This is a genomic window from sulfur-oxidizing endosymbiont of Gigantopelta aegis, from assembly GCF_016097415.1.
GTDB lineage: Bacteria > Pseudomonadota > Gammaproteobacteria > GRL18 > GRL18 > GRL18.
This window is the reverse complement of sequence record NZ_JAEHGE010000003.1, coordinates 226731-245452: the sequence shown is the minus strand read 5'-3', so window position 1 is coordinate 245452 and position 18722 is coordinate 226731. Positions and strand designations below refer to the sequence as shown.

Genomic DNA, 18722 nt, shown 5'->3' with positions numbered 1-18722 from the left:
TTATCAGCTTAGTCATGGCACAAAATGTTGCCGCAGACTATACCGTTGATTATGGTGATGGCACTATAGAAACATTTTCCAGCGCACCATGGACGGCAGGAAACCAAGCCTCAATTGCCTCGCATAGTTATAGCAACGAAGGCATTTATCAACTTACCCTCACTGCCGAAATTGATTGTGATGGCGATGGCTTGGCTGATCCCGATCTCTATACTGATAACCTGAGTATCATTGTTGGCAATGTTGTTCAACAATGGGATTATGGTGATAACACGCCACTGGACACTTCAACTGTCGATTTATGTACCACTGTTTTAACTCCTAGCAGCCATAGCTACACTAAGGCAGGTACTTATACTGCCACTTATAAAGCCGTGGATTATAACAATAATATTATCAGCGATAGTGTTGAAGTGATTGTCACCGCCATTGCCGATCACTATGCCATCAGTCATAGCGGTACAGGCCTGACTTGTGAGGCCTCACTCGTGACTGTCACGGCTCATGACATTAATCATGCCGCACTAGATATTAGCTCCAATGCCAGCATCACCATCACTACTACGCCCGCTGTTGATAGTATTATTAGCTCACCACTGAGTATTTTGGCAGGTACCTCCTCAGCGACTTTTTACCTGGCACAAAGCACGGTCTCCAGTATTGATATTAATGTCACTGATGGTAATTCAACTGAATTAACCGGTGCTGCCATTGCATCAGAAGATTTACCTCTAAACTTTACCAACACAGCCTTTCGCTTTATCGATATAGCCAGCCTCAGCACCTTGGCAATTGGCAAGCAAATAGGCAGCAAGCCCTCTTCCACCGCGCCGGGCGCACAGAACATTGGCCTGCAAGCCATTCGTACTGATACACAGAGTGGTGCTTGCACCACTGCTTTTGCCAACGTAAACACAGCGGTTAATTTTGCCTATGAATGCAATAATCCAAGCAGTTGTCAGGCTTCAGGCTTGTTAAATTTATCAGCCAATTCAATTTATAGCACCGGCATCGCTATCGCTGGCAATGATAATGGCGCGGTGAGTAACTACACCGCTGTCACCATGAACTTTGATGCCAATGGGATTGCACCACTATCCTTTCTCTATGACGACGTGGGACAAATCACCTTATATGCAACTAAGACACTCGTTGCCGACAATACCACCACACCCCCCATCAGCGCGGCAACACTCAGCGTTAGCGGTCAATTTATTGTCCGACCTTTTGGCTTCACCATCACCGTCACTGGAAATCCTGCTGCCAGTAGTAGCACAGGCAGTGTCTTTAGAAAAGCCGGTGAAGCATTTACAGCCAGCGCTCAGGCGGTTTTGTATCAAGCCATTGATGATAGTGATAATGATGGCATTCCTGATGGCCATAATGACAGCATCCCCAGTAATAATACTTCACTCTCAGATAATGCTCTAGCCACTAATTTTGGCAATGAAATCTCCTCTGAAAGCATATTGTTAAGTGCCACACTCGTAACTTCTCAATAAGTCTGTGCAAAACTTGAAATAAAAACAAAAAAAGTCTTGACAGCATTTTAGAGGACAAAAATTGCATTTTCACTGCCCCATGTAATTTATCCCTATAAATGATCCTGTCGATCTGTCTCAGATCGAAATAGAATATTTTTGAATATTATCTTAACTGAGAGGGAGTTTGATCAACACAGGGCAAACTAAAGAGCCTTAAAAAGCCATGATACAATTGTTTTATTGAAAACAACCTGTATTGATTATAGTGAAAAAATTACCTCCAATTCCAGAGATACCTGAAGAAGAAAAGACACCGGTAGTCCGATTACTCCTTGCTTTCATGGAGCAACAACAGGAAATCATTCAAAACCAACAGGTTGAAATCGATGCCCTTAAAACAGAAGTTGCTAAGCTTAAAAAGCTACCTCCAAAGCCTAAAATAAGAGCCAGTAAATTGCCAAAGGATGATGACAATGATAATCCGACAGGTCATTCAGGAAGCAAGAAAAACAACTCAGGAAATGGGACTAGTAAAAGTCGTAAACGAAAGAAGAAATTGGCTATTCATAAAACCACCGTTATCAAACCAGATAACCTGCCAGAACATTCACGTTTTTTAGGGTATCAGGATTATTTTGTTCAGGAGCTGCTGATTAAGCCTTTCAATACTCGTTATCGATTGGCTCGCTATAAAACACCCGATGGTGATACCTGTATAGGAAAATTGAGCTTTGATACACATATAGGACATTTTGGCCATACATTACAGAGTTATATCGTTTATCAATATTATCACCAGAGAGTGACTCAGCCATTGATAATACAACAATTAACAGAATTAGGTTTTGATATTTCAACGGGTCAGATCAATGAGATTTTAATCCATGACAAAGACCATTTTCATACTGAAAAAAATACATTGCTAACTGCCGGTATCAACAATAGTACTTATATCCATGTTGATGATACGGGTAGTCGTCATGATGGAAAGAATGGTTATTGTACTCACGTTGGCAATGAAACCTTTGCCTGGTTTTCAAGTACTCGATATAAGAGCCGGATTAATTTTCTACAATTGTTACGAGGTGCTGCTGTTGATTATACGCTCAACGATGCAGCACTTGATTATATGAGAGCAGAAAAATTACCTCACAAGCCATTGAGCGTTATTGAACAAAGTCATCAGACTTGCTTTGATAATGAAGAAGCCTGGAAATACTATCTGCAGAACAATAGTATCATAACACAACGGCATGTTCGCATTGCCACAGAAGGCGCTTTACTGGGGGCATTAATTAACAGTGGCTTTCCAAGTGATTTGGTGATTGTGAGTGATGATGCAGGACAATTTGATATTTTGTTGCACGCATTATGTTGGATACATGCAGACAGAGTGTTTCAGCGGATACTACCACTCAATGAGCGACATGATAAAGAACTGAACTGGGTACATACTCAGATTTGGGAACTATTTTATGATCTCAAACAATATAAACTTGAGCCAGATGATCCGTTGAAGTCAGCGATTGCTGAACATTTTGATGAATTGTGCCGGACTAAAACAAGCTTTGAAACGTTGAATCAGGCACTGAAACGATTGGCAAGAAATAAAACAGAATTACTGCTGGTATTGGAACGGCCTGATATTCCTCTTCATAATAATTTGAGTGAAAATGATATTCGAGAATATGTTATTAAGCGTAAAATTAGTGGTAGTACACGCTCAAAGGATGGGCAACTTTGCAGAGATACCTTTGTCAGTTTAAAGAAAACTTGTTTGAAACAAGGAATTTCATTCTGGGATTTTATTAATGACCGGATCAGCAAGAGAAATTTGATCCCATATCTGCCTGAGTTGCTGAAAGGTAAAGTTTGTGCTGTTTAAATGCACAGACTTATTGAGAAGTTACAATTTTAGAGACAGTCTCAGGTGTAATATACATTTCAGCAATAAAAGGGCTATTAAATTTTATAAAACTAATTAAAATAGGGTTTATGTTCAATAAAATCAATCGATAAAATTATGATTTCTTTAAAACAACTGAATTATGCCTTAGCAATTGAAAAAACCTTACACTTTAAAAAGGCAGCTGAGGCCTGTAATATCTCTCAATCAGCATTGAGTACCGCCATCCATGAACTTGAGAAGCAATTAGGTTTAACCATCTTTGAGCGCAATAACAAACAAGTATTAATTACTAATACAGGCCAATTAATACTAAATAAGGCCAAAAGAGTAAAGCTGGAATTAGACGATCTATTGCAGATTTCACAAAATAGTAAACTACCCTTTTCTAACCCCATGAGTATCGGTGTTATTCCTACTATTGGTCCCTATCTTCTGCCTAAAGTCTTACCCGAAGTGAGAAAACAATATCCTGAATTAAAACTCAGAATTCTCGAAGAGCAATCCCATGTTTTAGTGAATATGGTGAAATCAGGTGACATTGATGCCGCTATCCTTGCTCTGCCATTCCCCATTGAAGGCTTAATGAGTTTTAATTTTTGGCAGGAAGATTTTTACTGGATATGCCATAAAGATGAATGCCCGAAAAAAATGCAAGAAATTACCAGTGAAGAGTTAGAAATAGAAAAATTGATGTTATTAAAAGAGGGACATTGTTTAAAAGAACATGCCTTGGCTGCGTGTAATTTTAACAATAAAAAACAAAATTCAGATTTTGATTCGGCTAGTTTACACACTTTAATTCAAATGGTTGCCGGTAAACTGGGCACAACTATTGTCCCTCAGATGGCACTAGACCAATTAATACGCCCTGAATCAGAACTCAGAGCTATTCACTTAAATGAGCCCGGCCCCCATAGGATCATTGCCTTAGTTATTAGACCTAATTATGTCAGGACCAATGAATTAACCCTATTAATGGACATTTTTACTGAGCAGTTAAAAAGCAAATGTTGCCTTAGTTAAAATATTTTTATATCAAAGGCAATTGATATTCACCTAATACAAATGTTATCTTACATTATATTTATCGATATTAAAAAGGTAAAATAATGATATCAGCTAAACTCTCCAGTAAATATCAAATATCAATTCCGAAGGCCATTAGAGAAAGCATGGACATAAAATCCGGGCAACAATTTACTTTAATTACCAGAGGATCGATTATTGAAATGATACCCATGCAATCCATTGAAGATGCCAGAGGATCTTTTTCTGAATTTAAAATAGCTGAAGCGGTAAAATCTGAACAATACCGTGACGGGCAGGATAGAAAACTATGATCCTGGTTGATACCTGTGGCTGGATTGAGTGGTTAACCGATGGTATTCTTGCCAATAAATATCAAGTCTATATGCAAGATGTTGAATCGATTATTGTTCCAACTTCAGTACAATTTGAACTATATAAATGGGCAAGTCGAGTCAAAAATAAACAGGAAGCCTTAAAAGCCATTGCTTTAACTGAGCAAGGAAAAGTAATACCTTTAACAACATCAATTTCATTATTAGCTGGCGATTTTTCTTCAGAATATAAATTGTCTTTTGCTGATGCGATTATTTATGCAACAGCCCAAAATGAACACGTTGAACTTATCACCTCTGACGAACATTTTCTTAATTTACCTGAAGTTGTTTATTTTAAGAAATAGATGTCCAAACTGGCTCTTCTCCACTTTGATATCTGAGCTGAATTTTTTTTAACATAATTTCACTTTTTCTAGCCATTTCAACATAGGTTGAAACAAGTGATTTTAATGAAAATTCGTTATTTTCCAATACAAAAACTGGTAAAAATTCGACCGAGGAGATCGTCTGAAGTGAATTCTCCGGTAATTTCGGAAAGGGAATTTTGTGCTAGGCGTAATTCTTCAGCTAAAAGTTCACCCGCAGAGAATTCTTGTAGTTGGGAAAGGCCATTTTGTACTGCTGCGATGGCTTTGTTGATCGCTTCTAGATGTCTTCTTCGAGCCATGAAGCTGCCTTCACCGGCATTTTGAAACCCCATACATTCTTTTAAATGGGTTTTGAGTAAATTGATGCCTTGATTGTGTTTTGCCGACAAATATATTTGAGTCCGATGCTCAGACTTAATAATTGTTGGTTTTTTTTCTAATCTATCGATTTTATTGTGTATTAGAGTAATATCAATGGAGTCTGGAAATTGTTGTAATAAATCCTGATTAATTTTTATGCTATCTTTATCATCAATTTTATTTTCATCAATCACTAATAAAATTTGATCGGCATTTTCGATCACATTCCAGGCGCGTTCTATACCGATTTTTTCTACTTCGCAATCACTCTCACGCAAACCCGCCGTATCAATAATATGCAAAGGCATACCATCAATATTTATTTCTTCTTTTAATACATCACGTGTTGTACCGGCGATATCGGTGACAATTGCAGACTCTTTGCCTGACAATGCATTAAGTAAACTGGATTTTCCGGCATTGGGCTGACCGGCTATGGCAACGGTCATACCTTCACGCATAATACAGCCTTGCTGTGCTTTTATTAAAATCTGCTGCAGATCATTTAAAATAGTGATGGTATCTTTTTCTACTTTACCATCCGAAAGAAAATCAATTTCTTCCTCAGGAAAATCAATAGCTGCTTCGACATAAATCCGTAAATGGATCAAGGCTTCAACTTGCTCATGAATTAGTTTTGAAAAATCACCCTGCAAGGATCGCAAAGCAGAACGCGCAGCTTGTTCACTACTGGCATCTATTAGATCCGCAATGGCTTCTGCCTGTGCTAGGTCTAATTTATCATTTAAAAAAGCCCGTTCACTGAATTCACCTGGTTTTGCTGGCTCAGCACCTAAGGCAATAACCCGCTGTAATAACATATCCATGACAATAGGGCCGCCATGACCTTGTAATTCTACAACGTCTTCGCCAGTGAAAGAATTGGGACCTGGAAAGTAGATTGCAATGCCCGCATCTATTTCTTGCTGATCTGCATCGAAAAAAGGCAGATAGTGTGCATAACGTGGTTTGGGATTCTGGTGCAGAACTTGTTCAGCAATAGTAAGTGCTTGCGAACCTGATATACGAATAATACCAACACCCCCTCGACCGGGGGCGGTAGCTAAAGCGGCAATTGTAGTGCTCGATAAATTAGCCATTCTTCTCGATTGAACGGGTAATATACCATTGCTGAGAAATGGATAATAAGTTATTCACAACCCAATATAAAACTAAGCCTGATGGGAAGAAAGCAAAAAAGACGGTAAATATGACGGGTAACATCATCATTACTTTTGCCTGCACGGGATCCATTGGTGCTGGATTCAATTTTTGCTGCACAAACATAGAAACACCCATGATCAGCGGCAATATATAATAGGGATCAGGTGCAGATAAGTTATTCAGCCATAACATAAAGTCTGCTTGACGCATTTCAACACTTTCTAATAATACCCAATATAAAGAAATAAACACTGGTATTTGTACCACTACCGGTAGACAACCACCCAAAGGGTTAATTTTTTCTTTCTTATATAATTCCATCATGGCTTTATTTTTTTCAGCGGAATTATCTTTGAATTGTTCTTGTATGGCTTTTAGGCGCGGTGTCACTTTTCTCATATGAGCCATGGATTTATAAGAGGCTGCAGAAAGTTTATAAAATAGGCCTTTGATAATCATGGTTAAGAAAATAATAGACAAACCCCAGTTACCAACCACATTTTGAATTTGATCAAGTAACCAATAAATAGGATGAGCAATGACTGATAAAAAACCATAATCAACTGTACTATCAAGACCTGGTGCTAATTCTTTAATATGTAGCTGTAACTTAGGCCCGACAAATAATGTATCTGTCATCTCCAGGCTACTATTTGGATTAACGACCTGTGCGGCTGAAATCATACCGAGAATATAATGGGGATCAGAGGTATTTTTATTGGTCACTCGAGTATAGTAATTTTCTGTACTATTTTGTGGTGGAATCCATGCGCCCATAAAATAGTGCTGAATCATCGAAATCCAACCACCCTTGTTGCTACGATTGAGATTAACTTCCATCATTTCCGGGAAATCAATTTTCTCAAAGCCATCCACATCTTTTGAAATCATGCCACCGGTATAAGTGTGTAAAAACATACTGGCTTGTTCGATATTAGTTCTTTGTAATTGACGATAAAGATGTCCTTGCCAGGCCAGTGCAGAATTGTTTGTAATTTTATGCCTGACTTTAATTTCATATTTACCAGGATAAAAAGTATAAATCTTAGTTAAGGTAAATTGGCCATCTTCTGAAGTCCAGGTTAGAGGCACATTTATTTCAGTTTGTGTACCTAACTCATAACTGGATTTATCAATACTATAAGTGACATTATGATCCGGTGCATAATTACTCTCTTTGTTGGACGCTAATAGACCTGTCTGGCTAATAAAAAAAGTACCCGACTTATCATTCATTAATACCACTGGGCTGGGATCATGATTCACATCATTAGGATAATCCAATAAAGCGACACGCCTGATATCACCACCGATAGTATCTATTTCAATTTCAAAGACATCAGTTTTCACTCTAACTCGCTGACCACTGGCCATTTTTGTGGCTACTGAAGGTGTGCTCATTTGAACTGACGACGCATTATCCGTGGTATTGTTCACTGGAACAGAGGGTAAATCATTACCTGATGGAATACTGGGCTGTGTATTGGCATTATTTGCAGAATTACTCGCACTTTCACTCTGTGTTCTGCTTGGTGGCGGATTAACCTGTATTTGCCATGACTGCCACAATGACATTGAAACTAGCATAAAGGCTGCGAATAAAATTAAACGTTGTGTATCCATAGTGTGATGTGTCTATATCTTTTAAATAATTTTTACATTCAAAATAGGTAAAAGCATTTTATCTTTTACTCTATGCTTTTTTTTCTTTCTCTGTCAATTCAGGTACAGGATCCAGACCCCCTTCATGAAAAGGGTGACAGCGTAAGATGCGTTTTAAGCCCATCCATCCACCTTTGATCACCCCAAAGCGTTCTATGGCTGTATGAGTATAACAAGAGCAACTGGGTAAATATCGACAATTATTGCCTAAAATCGGGCTAATAAGATATTTATAGCCTGTTAGTATGGCTAGTGCTATTTTTTGAAAAACACTCAATGGTGACACCTCAATACAATGATCGTCAATATAATGGATTGTCAATATAATGATCGCTAATCAATGAGCATATTTTCAAGCAAGAATTTTACCAGAATAAGCATCATAAGGCTTGCTTGTTGTGAATAAAATTATCAACCTAGTTGTTTTGGGTGAGCTTTTTTCTTAGATAGTTAAATTGCTTGGCCAATGACTGAACAATATCACTATTATCCTTTTTATCAATGCCATTCCTAACGAGGATAACATAATCGGCGCAGGCTATTTTATCTTGATTTAAACGAAAATATTCACGCGTCAGACGTTTAATGCGATTGCGGTGAACAGCCGTTTTAACTGCTTTTTTAGCAACTGCTAGACCCAATCTTGCTTGATCAGCCGAGCTATTGTATTTTGCTAAAATTGTTATTAGTTTGTCTGATGAACGTATTGACTGATTAAAAACGTATTTATAATCTGCTGGAAGGAGTAACCTTAGATCGCGACTGAATGATTGTTCTGGAGATTTTCTTTTATCAGACATAAATTCTAAAACAGTCAGTCTTTGTATTCAGTATTGCGGTGTTTTACATGCTGTTCGTTTATTTAAACTGCATGCAAAACGACCAATAGTATTATTTAGATTGCTTTTAGTTCAATCCCAATAATGACTAAACTGCTAGTTGATGACGACCCTTAGCGCGACGTGCATTCAAAATTTTACGACCAGCTTTGGTTGCCATACGAGCGCGAAAACCGTGAGTACGTTTACGTTTGATATTACTTGGTTGGAATGTTCTTTTCATTGCATATTACCCGGATATAACTTTTTAACTATTAATTTTAATTTAGTAAAAAAATTAAATTTTAAAAATTTAAGCAATCAAACTAAATTTGTGTTTATTAGAATCTTCAAACCTTTTTTAAAAACTTATTTAAAATAAGTTTAAATCCTAGGTTTTTAAAGACTCTTTTTTGAGCAGGCAATTATACATTTGTAATGATGCATTAGTCAATTATTAAATGACTTATATTTTTTATTAAAAAAACTTTTTTTTAATCATCCAACAAAAAATTTTCTTAACAATTTATTTTTTTATCCAGGGAATAGTTTCTTAGGTAAAAAGTTCTAATAATATAAGTTATATATATTTTATAGTTATTATTATTAGTAAGCCACTTTTCTGTTAGTAAATCTATTAATTTCATTATTTTCAAAAGCTTAATCAATTTTAAAGCTTCTTAATAAATTGTGATCCAGACTAGGATAAATTGTGAATTAAATTTATATGTTATAGAATGTGCCTAGTTCTTAACATTCTATGCTCAAGTTCCTAATAACTTATTCACAGACTTATCCACAGCCTAAAAATATTTATTTAGGCATTTTTTAGAGTGTTTTTCTTAATAATTCAGTCAGAAATTAAGCTTTTTTATTTTGACTCAATTAATTTTTAACAAGTTTATTTGGTTTGTATTTTTATGAAATCTGATTTATGGGAAAAATGTTTACTGACTTTAGAAAAAGAAGTACCTGCTCATGAATATAAAATTTGGGTTTTACCATTACAAGCAAAATTGATTTCTGAAGTACAAATGGTTTTATTTGCACCCAATAAATTTGTCATTGAATTTGTAAAAAAACGTTTTCTAGCGAACATCTCAGATATTATTGCTAAATTATCTGACAACTTAGTGACTGTAGAATTACAAGTCGGCAGTATCAAGAAAAAAGCTGATCCTAGCATTACGAATAATGTTAGTAATTCTAGCAGTCAACGAATGGGTCATTCAGCCAAGATAACTTCGACGGGTACTTTTAGCAGTATTTCTGACCAAATTTCTAGCACAATGAAAAATAATAGTGCAAAAAAGAAAGACAATAGTTTAAAAAAATATCAATCTGCTCTGAATAAAGATATGAGTTTTGACACCTTTGTTGAAGGTAAATGTAACATGCTGGCAAGAGCTGCATCGTTGCAAATTGTGGAAACTATCAGTGATGGTACAAGCAATAATAACTACAATCCATTTTTAATTTATGGTGGTGTAGGTTTGGGTAAGACTCATCTTATTCATGCCCTGGGTAATATTATCATGTCAGATAACCCAGATTCTAGAGTGATATACCTGCATTCAGAACGCTTTGTACAAGAGATGATTACTGCTTTACAAAATAAAACGATTGATCAATTTAAAAATTTCTATCGCTCTGTTGATGTATTGTTGATCGATGATATTCAATTTTTTGCTGGTAAGGAAAGATCACAAGAAGAATTCTTTCATACCTTTAACGCTTTGTTAGAAGGTCAAAAGCAAATTATAATGACCTGTGATACTTTTCCAAAAGAGGTGTCAGGTTTAGAAGAACGTTTAAAATCTCGTTTTGGTTGGGGCTTAACAGTCGCTATTGATCTGCCTGATACGGAAACCCGTGTGGCTATTTTATTATCCAAAGCAGCTCAGGCAAATATAGATCTGCCACAAGATGTGGCCTTTTTTATTGCTCAACGTATTCGTTCCAATATTCGTGAACTCGAGGGAGCACTACGTCGAGTGATTGCAACAGCACGTTTTCAGGGTCAGAAAATTTCAGTTGAATTTGCCAAAATTGCCTTGCATGATTTAATTGCCTTACAGGACAAGCAGGTATCAATTGAAAATATTCAAAAAATAGTGGCTGAGTATTATAAAATTCGAGTGGCTGATTTACACTCTAAGCGTCGCACACGTTCTGTCGCCAGACCAAGACAAGTGGCAATGGCTTTGGCTAAACAATTGACCAATCATAGTCTACCTGAAATTGGTGATGCATTTGGTGGTCGTGACCACACGACTGTGCTCTATGCTTGTCGAAAAATTGAAGAGTTACGCAGTGAAGAAGTAATAGTCGAAGAAGATTATACTAATCTCCATCGACAGCTTACCTGTTAACTATAGCTATATTGCATACATTTAATTATTATATGTTTTTAATAAAATAATATTTCTGAGGGATATTTAATAATGAAATTTTCTATTGGTATTGACGAACTATTACCAGCCATACAATCTGTTATTGGTGTTGTTGAAAAACGTCAGACTCTACCAATTTTATCAAATATCCTAGTGAATGTGAGTGATGGAAAGTTTACGATTACGGGTACTGATTTAGAAGTTGAAATTACGACTTCTATTGCTATTGAAGATAGTAGTCTAAATTTTGATTTTACTGTTCCGGCAAAAAAGATTTTTGATATATTAAAAAATCTTGATCTTGGTTCTTTGTTAAATTTTGAATTAGTGGATAATAAATTAATTCTTAAATCTAAAAAAAGCCGTTTTACCTTAATTACTTTATCGGCAGAAAACTATCCTAACCTTGATCCTATGACGGCTACTTCTGAGTTTAGTATTAGTCAACGTGATTTGAAATTTATTATTGATTCGACGCAATTTTCCATGGCTAATCAAGATGTACGCTATTATCTGAATGGCTTATTATTTGAAATATACAATGATGAATTACGTAGTATTGCTACTGATGGTCATCGTCTTGCCTATGCAAATATTGAAGGTTTGACCAATCCTATCAATATTTCTAAAGATTCTACTCAACAACTTATTGTGCCACGTAAAGCGATTACTGAATTAAATCGTTTATTATCTGATAGTGAAACTGTCATCAATGTATCAATTTCTGCAAGCCACATGAATATTGTTTTCGATGATTTAAGTTTTACGACTAAACTGATTGATGGCCGCTTTCCAGATTATCAGCGTGTGATTCCAGCGTCGGAGTTATGTACAAAAAATATAATTGCCGATCGCCATGTACTGAAACAATCCTTGGCTAGAATTGCAGTGCTTTCTACTGAGAAATATAAAGCTGCTCGCTTGGAGTTTAAAGAAAATAACTTAATTGCTATTGTTCATAATCCTGAACAGGAAGAGGCTGAAGAACATATTATTATTGATTATACCGGTGAGGAGTTTTCTATTGGTTTCAATGTGGGTTATCTTGTCGATGCATTGAATGCAGTTAAGGAAGATCAAGTAGTGCTAAGTTTAACTGATGCTAATAGTAGTTGCCTTATTTCTGGTCTTAATAATGATGCTGCTAAGTATGTCGTTATGCCCATGCGTCTTTAATTAAAAATGATTTCAAGAGTTTATTTATAATGCCTTTGGAGTTATTAAAAATTCACAATGGCCGTAATTTAAAAGAATATACTCTTAATCCACACCCTTTCTTTAATATCATTTATGGTTCAAATGGAGTTGGTAAAACTACCATTCTTGAATCGATCTACTTGCTTTTACGTTCTCGTACTTTTCGTAGTTCCAAATATAAAAGTTTTATTAATCATGATTCCAATGATTGTACTATTTTTTCTCGTTTTTTATCTGATGATAATGATTCGTTTACTTTAGGGATAAGTCGCTCTAAAGATAATGCTCAGCCTATTCTTCATCTTAATTCTAATAAAATCAATTCTCTTTCTTCAGTGACTAATTTAGTAGTGCTCGGATTAATTACGCCAGAGAGTTTTAGTTTACTGGATTCTGGTCCTTCCACACGTCGAAAATTTATAGACTGGGGAGTGTTCCACGTGGAACCTAGTTTCATTTCTGTTTGGCGGTCATATAAGAAAATTATTTCAAGTCGTAATAAATTACTCTCTTTGTATTCTAAAGAATACAAATATTCTCAATCACTTTCACAAGATAAGCTAATGCAAATTGATTGTTGGTCATCACAACTAATCGATTTAAATGATCGTTTGGATATTTTTCGATCGAAACAAATTGTTAATATATCTACCCTATTTAAAAAATATCTATCATTTTTTTCAGAAGAATTGTCAAATGATATTTCTTTAAATTATTATAAAGGCTGGACAAAAGATATCAAATATTCTGATTTTCTTAAGGATAAGATTTCAGAAGACTTATTAGTTGGCTTTACTCGTTATGGTACTCATCGTGGCGAGTTGAAGATAACATTAAAAAAACATGCAGCCAAAGATATTCTTTCTAGAGGACAAAAAAAAATTGTCATTATATGTTTGATATTAGCTCAGTTTAAATTCTTAATCGACTTAGATAATCAGCGAGATCATAATGTTTTATTACTTGATGATATTGATAGTGAACTTGATGAAGTAAATATTAATATTCTTATTTCAATATTAGAAAATTTCAATTCTCAAATACTACTGACGACAACCAATAAAGATAAATACAGTTTTTTGGATGAAAAAAATTATAAACTGTTTCACGTGGAACATGAGATGTAAAACATGTTAGAAAGTTGTGGATAAGATGTGAATTAAAATTAAATAAATAAAGAGACTTAGAGCTAATTAATAACGCAAATACAGGACGATTAGGCCTATATCGAGTATAATAAGACAATAAAACAGGATGCGATAGAGAGTCATATATATAAGATTCTATGTCATGCCAGAGCTTGGCAAAGCCTTTACCCCCCTATCCAACATGGAGTTCAAGATTTTATGAGCGATGCTAATACTTATGATTCGTCGAATATTAAAGTATTAAAAGGTCTGGATGCAGTAAGAAAAAGACCCGGAATGTATATTGGTGATACCGATGATGGATCGGGCTTGCACCATATGGTATTCGAAGTAGTTGATAATTCAATCGATGAAGCATTAGCAGGACATTGTAAAAAAGTAGATGTGATTATTCATACTGATGGTGGTATTACAGTAAAGGATGATGGTCGTGGAATTCCAGTTGATGCACATGAAGAAGGTAGCTCAGCGGCAGAAGTCATTTTAACCGTATTACATGCGGGTGGTAAATTTGATGATAATTCATATAAGGTTTCCGGTGGTTTACATGGAGTGGGTGTATCGGTTGTTAATGCCCTATCAGAAAAATTAAAACTGACTATATATCGCAATAATAAAATTCATGAACAATTTTATGAACTAGGCGATCCAGTCAGTGAATTAAAGATTGTGGGAGACACAGATAAAACAGGTACAGAAATTTATTTCTTACCCAGCAGAGAAATTTTTACGGATGTTGAATATCATTATGATAAATTATCGAAGCGATTAAGAGAACTATCCTTCCTGAATTCTGGTGTACAGATCAATTTAACGGATGAACGAGAAGTCGGTAAGCATGATACCTTTGAATATGTGGGTGGAATTAAGGCTTTCGTTGAGCATCTGAATAAAAATAAAACTACACTACACAGTAATATTATCTATTTTGAAAATGTAAAAGATGATATTTCTGTTGAAGTAGCCTTACAGTGGAATGATACCTATCAGGAAAATATCACATGTTATACCAATAATATTCCTCAGAGGGATGGTGGTACGCATTTAGCGGGTTTCCGCTCCGCTTTAACACGTACACTTAACCAATATATTGAACAAAGTGGTGTGGCAAAAAAATCAAAAACCTCCACAACCGGCGATGATGCCAGAGAAGGTCTAACGGCAATACTTTCTGTCAAAGTACCCGATCCTAAATTTTCATCACAAACCAAAGATAAATTGGTTTCTTCTGAAGTAAAAAGTGCCGTTGAATCGGTGATGGCGGATAAACTTCAGGACTTTTTAGCAGAAAATCCGAGTGAAGCAAGGTCTATTGCATCAAAAATAATTGATGCGGCCAGAGCGAGAGATGCTGCTAGAAAAGCCCGTGAAATGACCCGTAGAAAAGGTGCTTTAGATATTGCTGGTTTGCCAGGAAAGTTGGCTGACTGTCAGGAAAAAGACCCTGCTCTTTCAGAATTATTTCTAGTGGAAGGGGACTCTGCTGGCGGTTCTGCTAAGCAGGGAAGAGATAGAAGAACACAGGCAATATTACCCTTAAAAGGTAAAATTCTTAATGTTGAAAAAGCACGCTTTGATAAAATGCTTTCTTCTGCTGAAGTGGGTACCTTAATTACTGCAATGGGTACAGGTATTGGCAAAGATGAGTTCAATATAGAAAAACTACGCTATCACCGTATTATCATCATGACTGATGCGGATGTTGATGGGTCACACATTCGTACCTTATTGCTCACTTTCTTTTATAGACAAATGCCAGAATTGGTTGAAAATGGTTATATATATATTGCTCAACCACCACTTTATAAGATTAAGAAAGGTAAACAAGAAAAATACGTTAAAGATGATGCAGAATTAAATGATTATTTATTACAAATGGCTTTGCATAAAGCAGCCTTATACCCTGCTGAAGATGTACCAGCCATCAGTGGTACAGCGCTTGAAGAATTGAGTAAAAATTACCTTGCAGTAAATAGTATAAAAAATCGTTTATCCAGTCGTTATAACGAATCGTTTTTGGCTACTTTGATGCAGATGAAAAAAATATCTCACGAAGATTCTAATGATAGATCCATCATTACGCCTTGGGTAGAAGATCTTAATGAAGTGATGAATGAAAATAAAAGTGTTTCTCTTAGCTTTAATATTATTATTAAAGATAAAGAAGAAGATGATTTTGAAATTCATGTCCAGGAAATATTACATGGTGTAATGCATGATTATGTTATCCCTCATGAGTTTTTCAAATCTGGTGAATATAAAACCATGATGGACTTCGCTGAACAATTAGAAGGCTTATTGATTCCTGGCGAAGCCTTTGTTCAGCGTGGAGAAAAACGCATACAAATTGATACCTTTGAGCAAGCACATTCTTGGTTATTTAATGAGTCAAAACGCGGGCAACATATCCAACGCTATAAAGGTTTGGGCGAAATGAATCCTGAACAATTATGGGAAACTACCTTGGATTCTAATGTTAGACGCTTATTGCAAGTAAGAATTGAAGATGCCGTTGCTGCAGATGAAATTTTTACTACATTGATGGGTGATCATGTTGAACCACGTAGAGACTTTATTGAAAAGAATGCATTATCAGTGAGTAATATTGATATTTAATGAGAGTATTCATGATTCATTAAGTTAAAATTGGGTAAAATTACTAATCAAACTATGTTTATTATTAAGACAATTTGTTATCAAACTTATTTAATAACAAATTGTCTTAATAATAAACATAGTTAATCAATAAATTATCCAGGATAGATAATAGATGAAATATAGCTCAATAGGTATTATATTCCTTATCTTAATCAATAATACTTATGCCATAAACCTGCCATCCACTTCAGCAAATCTACAAAGACTTAAAGAGAATATTGTAGCGCTTGATCACACCAGAGAAAAATCCCAAAAAAAACGATCACAACTTAATAAAATAAGTCATAATCCGTTATATAAAGAGTATGGCGTTTTTATCGATTATTTATCATTTAGAATCAATGCTGATTGTGAACAAATAACTAAGCAGTATGGACAGAAACAAATAGAATATTTACCTTGTGAATTAAAGCAATATCAATTGGATGATAATAGCTATACTACTTCAGAAGAAGCAAGGCAGGGACTTGAAGATGAATTAATGCAAGCCTTGGGAGAATTTGATGAAATGTTGCTTGAAGAAGAGGAAATGATTGCGCAAACAAGTAGTAAAAGATCCAGTGGTCAAATGGGTGGTGATGCCTCATCTAATGGATCGGGAACATCAAATGCGAATCAGGGAAAATCAGAACAAGAAAGAGAAGGTTCAGAAACTGCTCAAAACTCAAATAAAGAATCTGAATCATCTGAAATGGAAGGTGAAACAAAAGATACAAATTCTGATTCTAGCCATCAGAAAAGAGAATCTGGAAGAGGCTATGGAAAAAAATCAGCCAAAGATAATAAGCGCAATAAATTAGATAAAATAGATGATGATATCGTTGCCCGACAATTAAAAGAAGCGGCTGAAGCTGAAAAAGATCCAGAATTAAAAGAAAAACTCTGGGACGAGTATTATCGTTACAAACAAAATACGATTAAATAAAATATTGAGTAAATTTATATGTTGATGAATACGGTTTATAACAAAAGCGCCCTACTCCTTACACTATTACTATTGATACTATTAAATGGTTGTAGTTCTATGCATGTACCCTATGGTAATGAGGTGGCCAAGGATACTAAAGCGCTTAAAATTCAAAAAGAATTATCAAATAAAGAACTATTAAATGTTTCAATAAAATTATTTGAACCAGGAAAATTACCTGAAGATGTAGATGATAGAAAAGGCTTATCAGAAAAAATTAGACGTTCGGAAGCTCGCTTTTTGCCCATACATTTAAAATATACGATGCAACAAACAGGCTATTGGGGAAATGTAAGAGTGGTACCTGATGAAAGTGAAGGCAGTGAAATTTTAGTAAAGGGAAAAATATTATCATCAGATGGTGAAAGTATTGAGGTTCAAATCACTGTAGTGGATGCAGAAAATAATCAATGGTTTCAGAGAACTTATGCTGAAACAGTTGAAAGCCATCACCGAGGAAAAACAGAAGTAGAGAAGCTCGATGCTTTTCAGGCTTTATATAATAAGATATCAAACGATATCATAGAATATAGACAGAAAATTTCATTAGCTGAAATCGAAAAAATTAAACAAATAGCAGAAATACGATTCGCTAACTATATGACGCCTGAAGTATATGCGACTTATCTTAAAAGAAATAAAGATAATAAGTTTGAATTACTACGTCTTCCTGCAATAAGTGACCCTATGATAAAAAGAATCCGAAATATAAAATCTAGAGATGAGATGTTGGTGGATACGATAAACAATTACTATGATATGTATTATAGTAATATCTGGGATAGTTATGATAATTGGCGTAAATTTAGAAGTGAAGAACTGGAAAGTATACGTGAAATAGAAAGAAAGGCATTAACACAAAAATTAATTGGTGCAGCAGCCATTGTGGGAGCTATTGCATTAGGTGCATCGAATAACTCTGATGTAGTGAATAGAACAGGTGCTTTAAGAAGTGTCATGATAGCGGCAGGTGGTTATGCTGTCTATCAAGGCTTTCAAACCAGCAAGGAAAGTGCAATAAATAAAGAAGCGATAGAAGAATTAGGTGAATCGTTCAGTAATGAGGTTGAACCAATGATAGTCGATGTTGATGGTAAAACGATGAAACTAACAGGCTCAGCAGAGCAACAATATGCTAAATGGAAAAAACTATTAAAAGAAATATATCATAAAGAAACAGGATTTTAATTTTTAGTTTATCCAAGTTTTATATACAGCTCAGTGGAAAAT

The 18722-nt window shown here is 35.3% G+C and carries 16 protein-coding genes; 11 read left to right on the top strand and 5 right to left on the bottom strand.

The window, feature by feature from the left end; genetic code table 11:
• The first annotated feature begins 14 nt into the window (after positions 1 to 14).
• From JEU79_RS24705 to JEU79_RS24685, 5 genes are all read left to right on the top strand, one after another.
• Positions 15 to 1502, top strand: a complete 1488-nt coding sequence (locus tag JEU79_RS24705; RefSeq protein WP_198266575.1) for a DUF6701 domain-containing protein — start codon at positions 15 to 17, stop codon at positions 1500 to 1502.
• Positions 1503 to 1749: 247 nt separating this feature from the next.
• A complete protein-coding gene (locus JEU79_RS24700) occupies positions 1750 to 3369 on the top strand; it encodes an IS66 family transposase (RefSeq protein WP_198266574.1) in 1620 nt (539 codons plus the stop codon).
• Positions 3370 to 3507: 138 nt separating this feature from the next.
• Entirely contained in the window at positions 3508 to 4416 is a 909-nt protein-coding gene (locus tag JEU79_RS24695; protein ID WP_198266573.1) for a hydrogen peroxide-inducible genes activator, read from the top strand.
• Positions 4417 to 4502: 86 nt separating this feature from the next.
• Positions 4503 to 4733, top strand: a complete 231-nt coding sequence (locus JEU79_RS24690) for an AbrB/MazE/SpoVT family DNA-binding domain-containing protein (protein WP_198266572.1) — start codon at positions 4503 to 4505, stop codon at positions 4731 to 4733.
• Complete coding sequence (locus JEU79_RS24685; protein ID WP_198266571.1) at positions 4730 to 5101, top strand: type II toxin-antitoxin system VapC family toxin; 372 nt, start codon at positions 4730 to 4732, stop codon at positions 5099 to 5101. Before JEU79_RS24690 ends, JEU79_RS24685 begins: the two co-directional genes overlap by 4 nt.
• Before the next feature lie 116 nt (positions 5102 to 5217).
• Here the strand turns inward: JEU79_RS24685 and mnmE are convergent, their stop codons facing one another.
• From mnmE to rpmH, 5 genes are all read right to left on the bottom strand, one after another.
• Positions 5218 to 6585 carry a tRNA uridine-5-carboxymethylaminomethyl(34) synthesis GTPase MnmE gene (gene mnmE, locus JEU79_RS24680; RefSeq protein ID WP_198266570.1) on the bottom strand — a complete coding sequence of 456 codons (1368 nt, stop codon included), beginning with the start codon at positions 6583 to 6585 and terminating at the stop codon, positions 5218 to 5220.
• Entirely contained in the window at positions 6578 to 8272 is a 1695-nt protein-coding gene (gene yidC, locus JEU79_RS24675; RefSeq protein WP_198266569.1) for a membrane protein insertase YidC, read from the bottom strand. The genes mnmE and yidC overlap by 8 nt, the downstream gene beginning before the upstream one ends.
• A gap of 70 nt (positions 8273 to 8342) precedes the next feature.
• Positions 8343 to 8588 (bottom strand): membrane protein insertion efficiency factor YidD, encoded by a 246-nt coding sequence (yidD, locus tag JEU79_RS24670; RefSeq protein ID WP_198266603.1) that lies wholly within the window; start codon positions 8586 to 8588, stop codon positions 8343 to 8345.
• Between the two features lie 139 nt (positions 8589 to 8727).
• Positions 8728 to 9111, bottom strand: a complete 384-nt coding sequence (gene rnpA, locus JEU79_RS24665; RefSeq protein WP_198266568.1) for a ribonuclease P protein component — start codon at positions 9109 to 9111, stop codon at positions 8728 to 8730.
• A gap of 127 nt (positions 9112 to 9238) precedes the next feature.
• Positions 9239 to 9373, bottom strand: a complete 135-nt coding sequence (gene rpmH, locus JEU79_RS24660) for a 50S ribosomal protein L34 (protein ID WP_198266567.1) — start codon at positions 9371 to 9373, stop codon at positions 9239 to 9241.
• Between the two features lie 676 nt (positions 9374 to 10049).
• Here rpmH and dnaA point away from each other — a divergent pair.
• The 6 genes from dnaA to JEU79_RS24630 all read left to right on the top strand — a co-directional run bounded on the left by dnaA (position 10050) and on the right by JEU79_RS24630 (position 18680).
• Complete coding sequence (dnaA, locus tag JEU79_RS24655) at positions 10050 to 11501, top strand: chromosomal replication initiator protein DnaA (protein ID WP_198266566.1); 1452 nt, start codon at positions 10050 to 10052, stop codon at positions 11499 to 11501.
• A gap of 72 nt (positions 11502 to 11573) precedes the next feature.
• Positions 11574 to 12698, top strand: a complete 1125-nt coding sequence (gene dnaN / locus JEU79_RS24650; RefSeq protein WP_198266565.1) for a DNA polymerase III subunit beta — start codon at positions 11574 to 11576, stop codon at positions 12696 to 12698.
• Positions 12699 to 12727: 29 nt separating this feature from the next.
• Positions 12728 to 13846 (top strand): DNA replication/repair protein RecF, encoded by a 1119-nt coding sequence (gene recF, locus JEU79_RS24645; protein ID WP_198266564.1) that lies wholly within the window; start codon positions 12728 to 12730, stop codon positions 13844 to 13846.
• A 219-nt stretch (positions 13847 to 14065) separates the two neighbouring features.
• Positions 14066 to 16483 carry a DNA topoisomerase (ATP-hydrolyzing) subunit B gene (gene gyrB, locus JEU79_RS24640; RefSeq protein WP_198266563.1) on the top strand — a complete coding sequence of 806 codons (2418 nt, stop codon included), beginning with the start codon at positions 14066 to 14068 and terminating at the stop codon, positions 16481 to 16483.
• Between the two features lie 154 nt (positions 16484 to 16637).
• Positions 16638 to 17450: a hypothetical protein gene (locus JEU79_RS24635; RefSeq protein WP_198266562.1), complete on the top strand. Its 813-nt coding sequence runs from the start codon at positions 16638 to 16640 to the stop codon at positions 17448 to 17450.
• A 99-nt stretch (positions 17451 to 17549) separates the two neighbouring features.
• Positions 17550 to 18680 (top strand): hypothetical protein, encoded by a 1131-nt coding sequence (locus tag JEU79_RS24630; protein ID WP_214660673.1) that lies wholly within the window; start codon positions 17550 to 17552, stop codon positions 18678 to 18680.
• Positions 18681 to 18722: the final 42 nt, after the last annotated feature.

Coding starts and splice junctions, on each gene's coding strand:
- rpmH (WP_198266567.1), bottom strand. CDS start 9,373: ATGAAAAGAACATTCCAACCAAGTAATATCAAACGTAAACGTACTCAC.
- JEU79_RS24690 (WP_198266572.1), top strand. CDS start 4,503: ATGATATCAGCTAAACTCTCCAGTAAATATCAAATATCAATTCCGAAG.
- JEU79_RS24630 (WP_214660673.1), top strand. CDS start 17,550: ATGCATGTACCCTATGGTAATGAGGTGGCCAAGGATACTAAAGCGCTT.
- rnpA (WP_198266568.1), bottom strand. CDS start 9,111: ATGTCTGATAAAAGAAAATCTCCAGAACAATCATTCAGTCGCGATCTA.
- gyrB (WP_198266563.1), top strand. CDS start 14,066: ATGAGCGATGCTAATACTTATGATTCGTCGAATATTAAAGTATTAAAA.
- JEU79_RS24635 (WP_198266562.1), top strand. CDS start 16,638: ATGAAATATAGCTCAATAGGTATTATATTCCTTATCTTAATCAATAAT.
- JEU79_RS24695 (WP_198266573.1), top strand. CDS start 3,508: ATGATTTCTTTAAAACAACTGAATTATGCCTTAGCAATTGAAAAAACC.
- JEU79_RS24685 (WP_198266571.1), top strand. CDS start 4,730: ATGATCCTGGTTGATACCTGTGGCTGGATTGAGTGGTTAACCGATGGT.
- dnaN (WP_198266565.1), top strand. CDS start 11,574: ATGAAATTTTCTATTGGTATTGACGAACTATTACCAGCCATACAATCT.
- recF (WP_198266564.1), top strand. CDS start 12,728: ATGCCTTTGGAGTTATTAAAAATTCACAATGGCCGTAATTTAAAAGAA.
- yidC (WP_198266569.1), bottom strand. CDS start 8,272: ATGGATACACAACGTTTAATTTTATTCGCAGCCTTTATGCTAGTTTCA.
- JEU79_RS24705 (WP_198266575.1), top strand. CDS start 15: ATGGCACAAAATGTTGCCGCAGACTATACCGTTGATTATGGTGATGGC.
- mnmE (WP_198266570.1), bottom strand. CDS start 6,585: ATGGCTAATTTATCGAGCACTACAATTGCCGCTTTAGCTACCGCCCCC.
- dnaA (WP_198266566.1), top strand. CDS start 10,050: ATGAAATCTGATTTATGGGAAAAATGTTTACTGACTTTAGAAAAAGAA.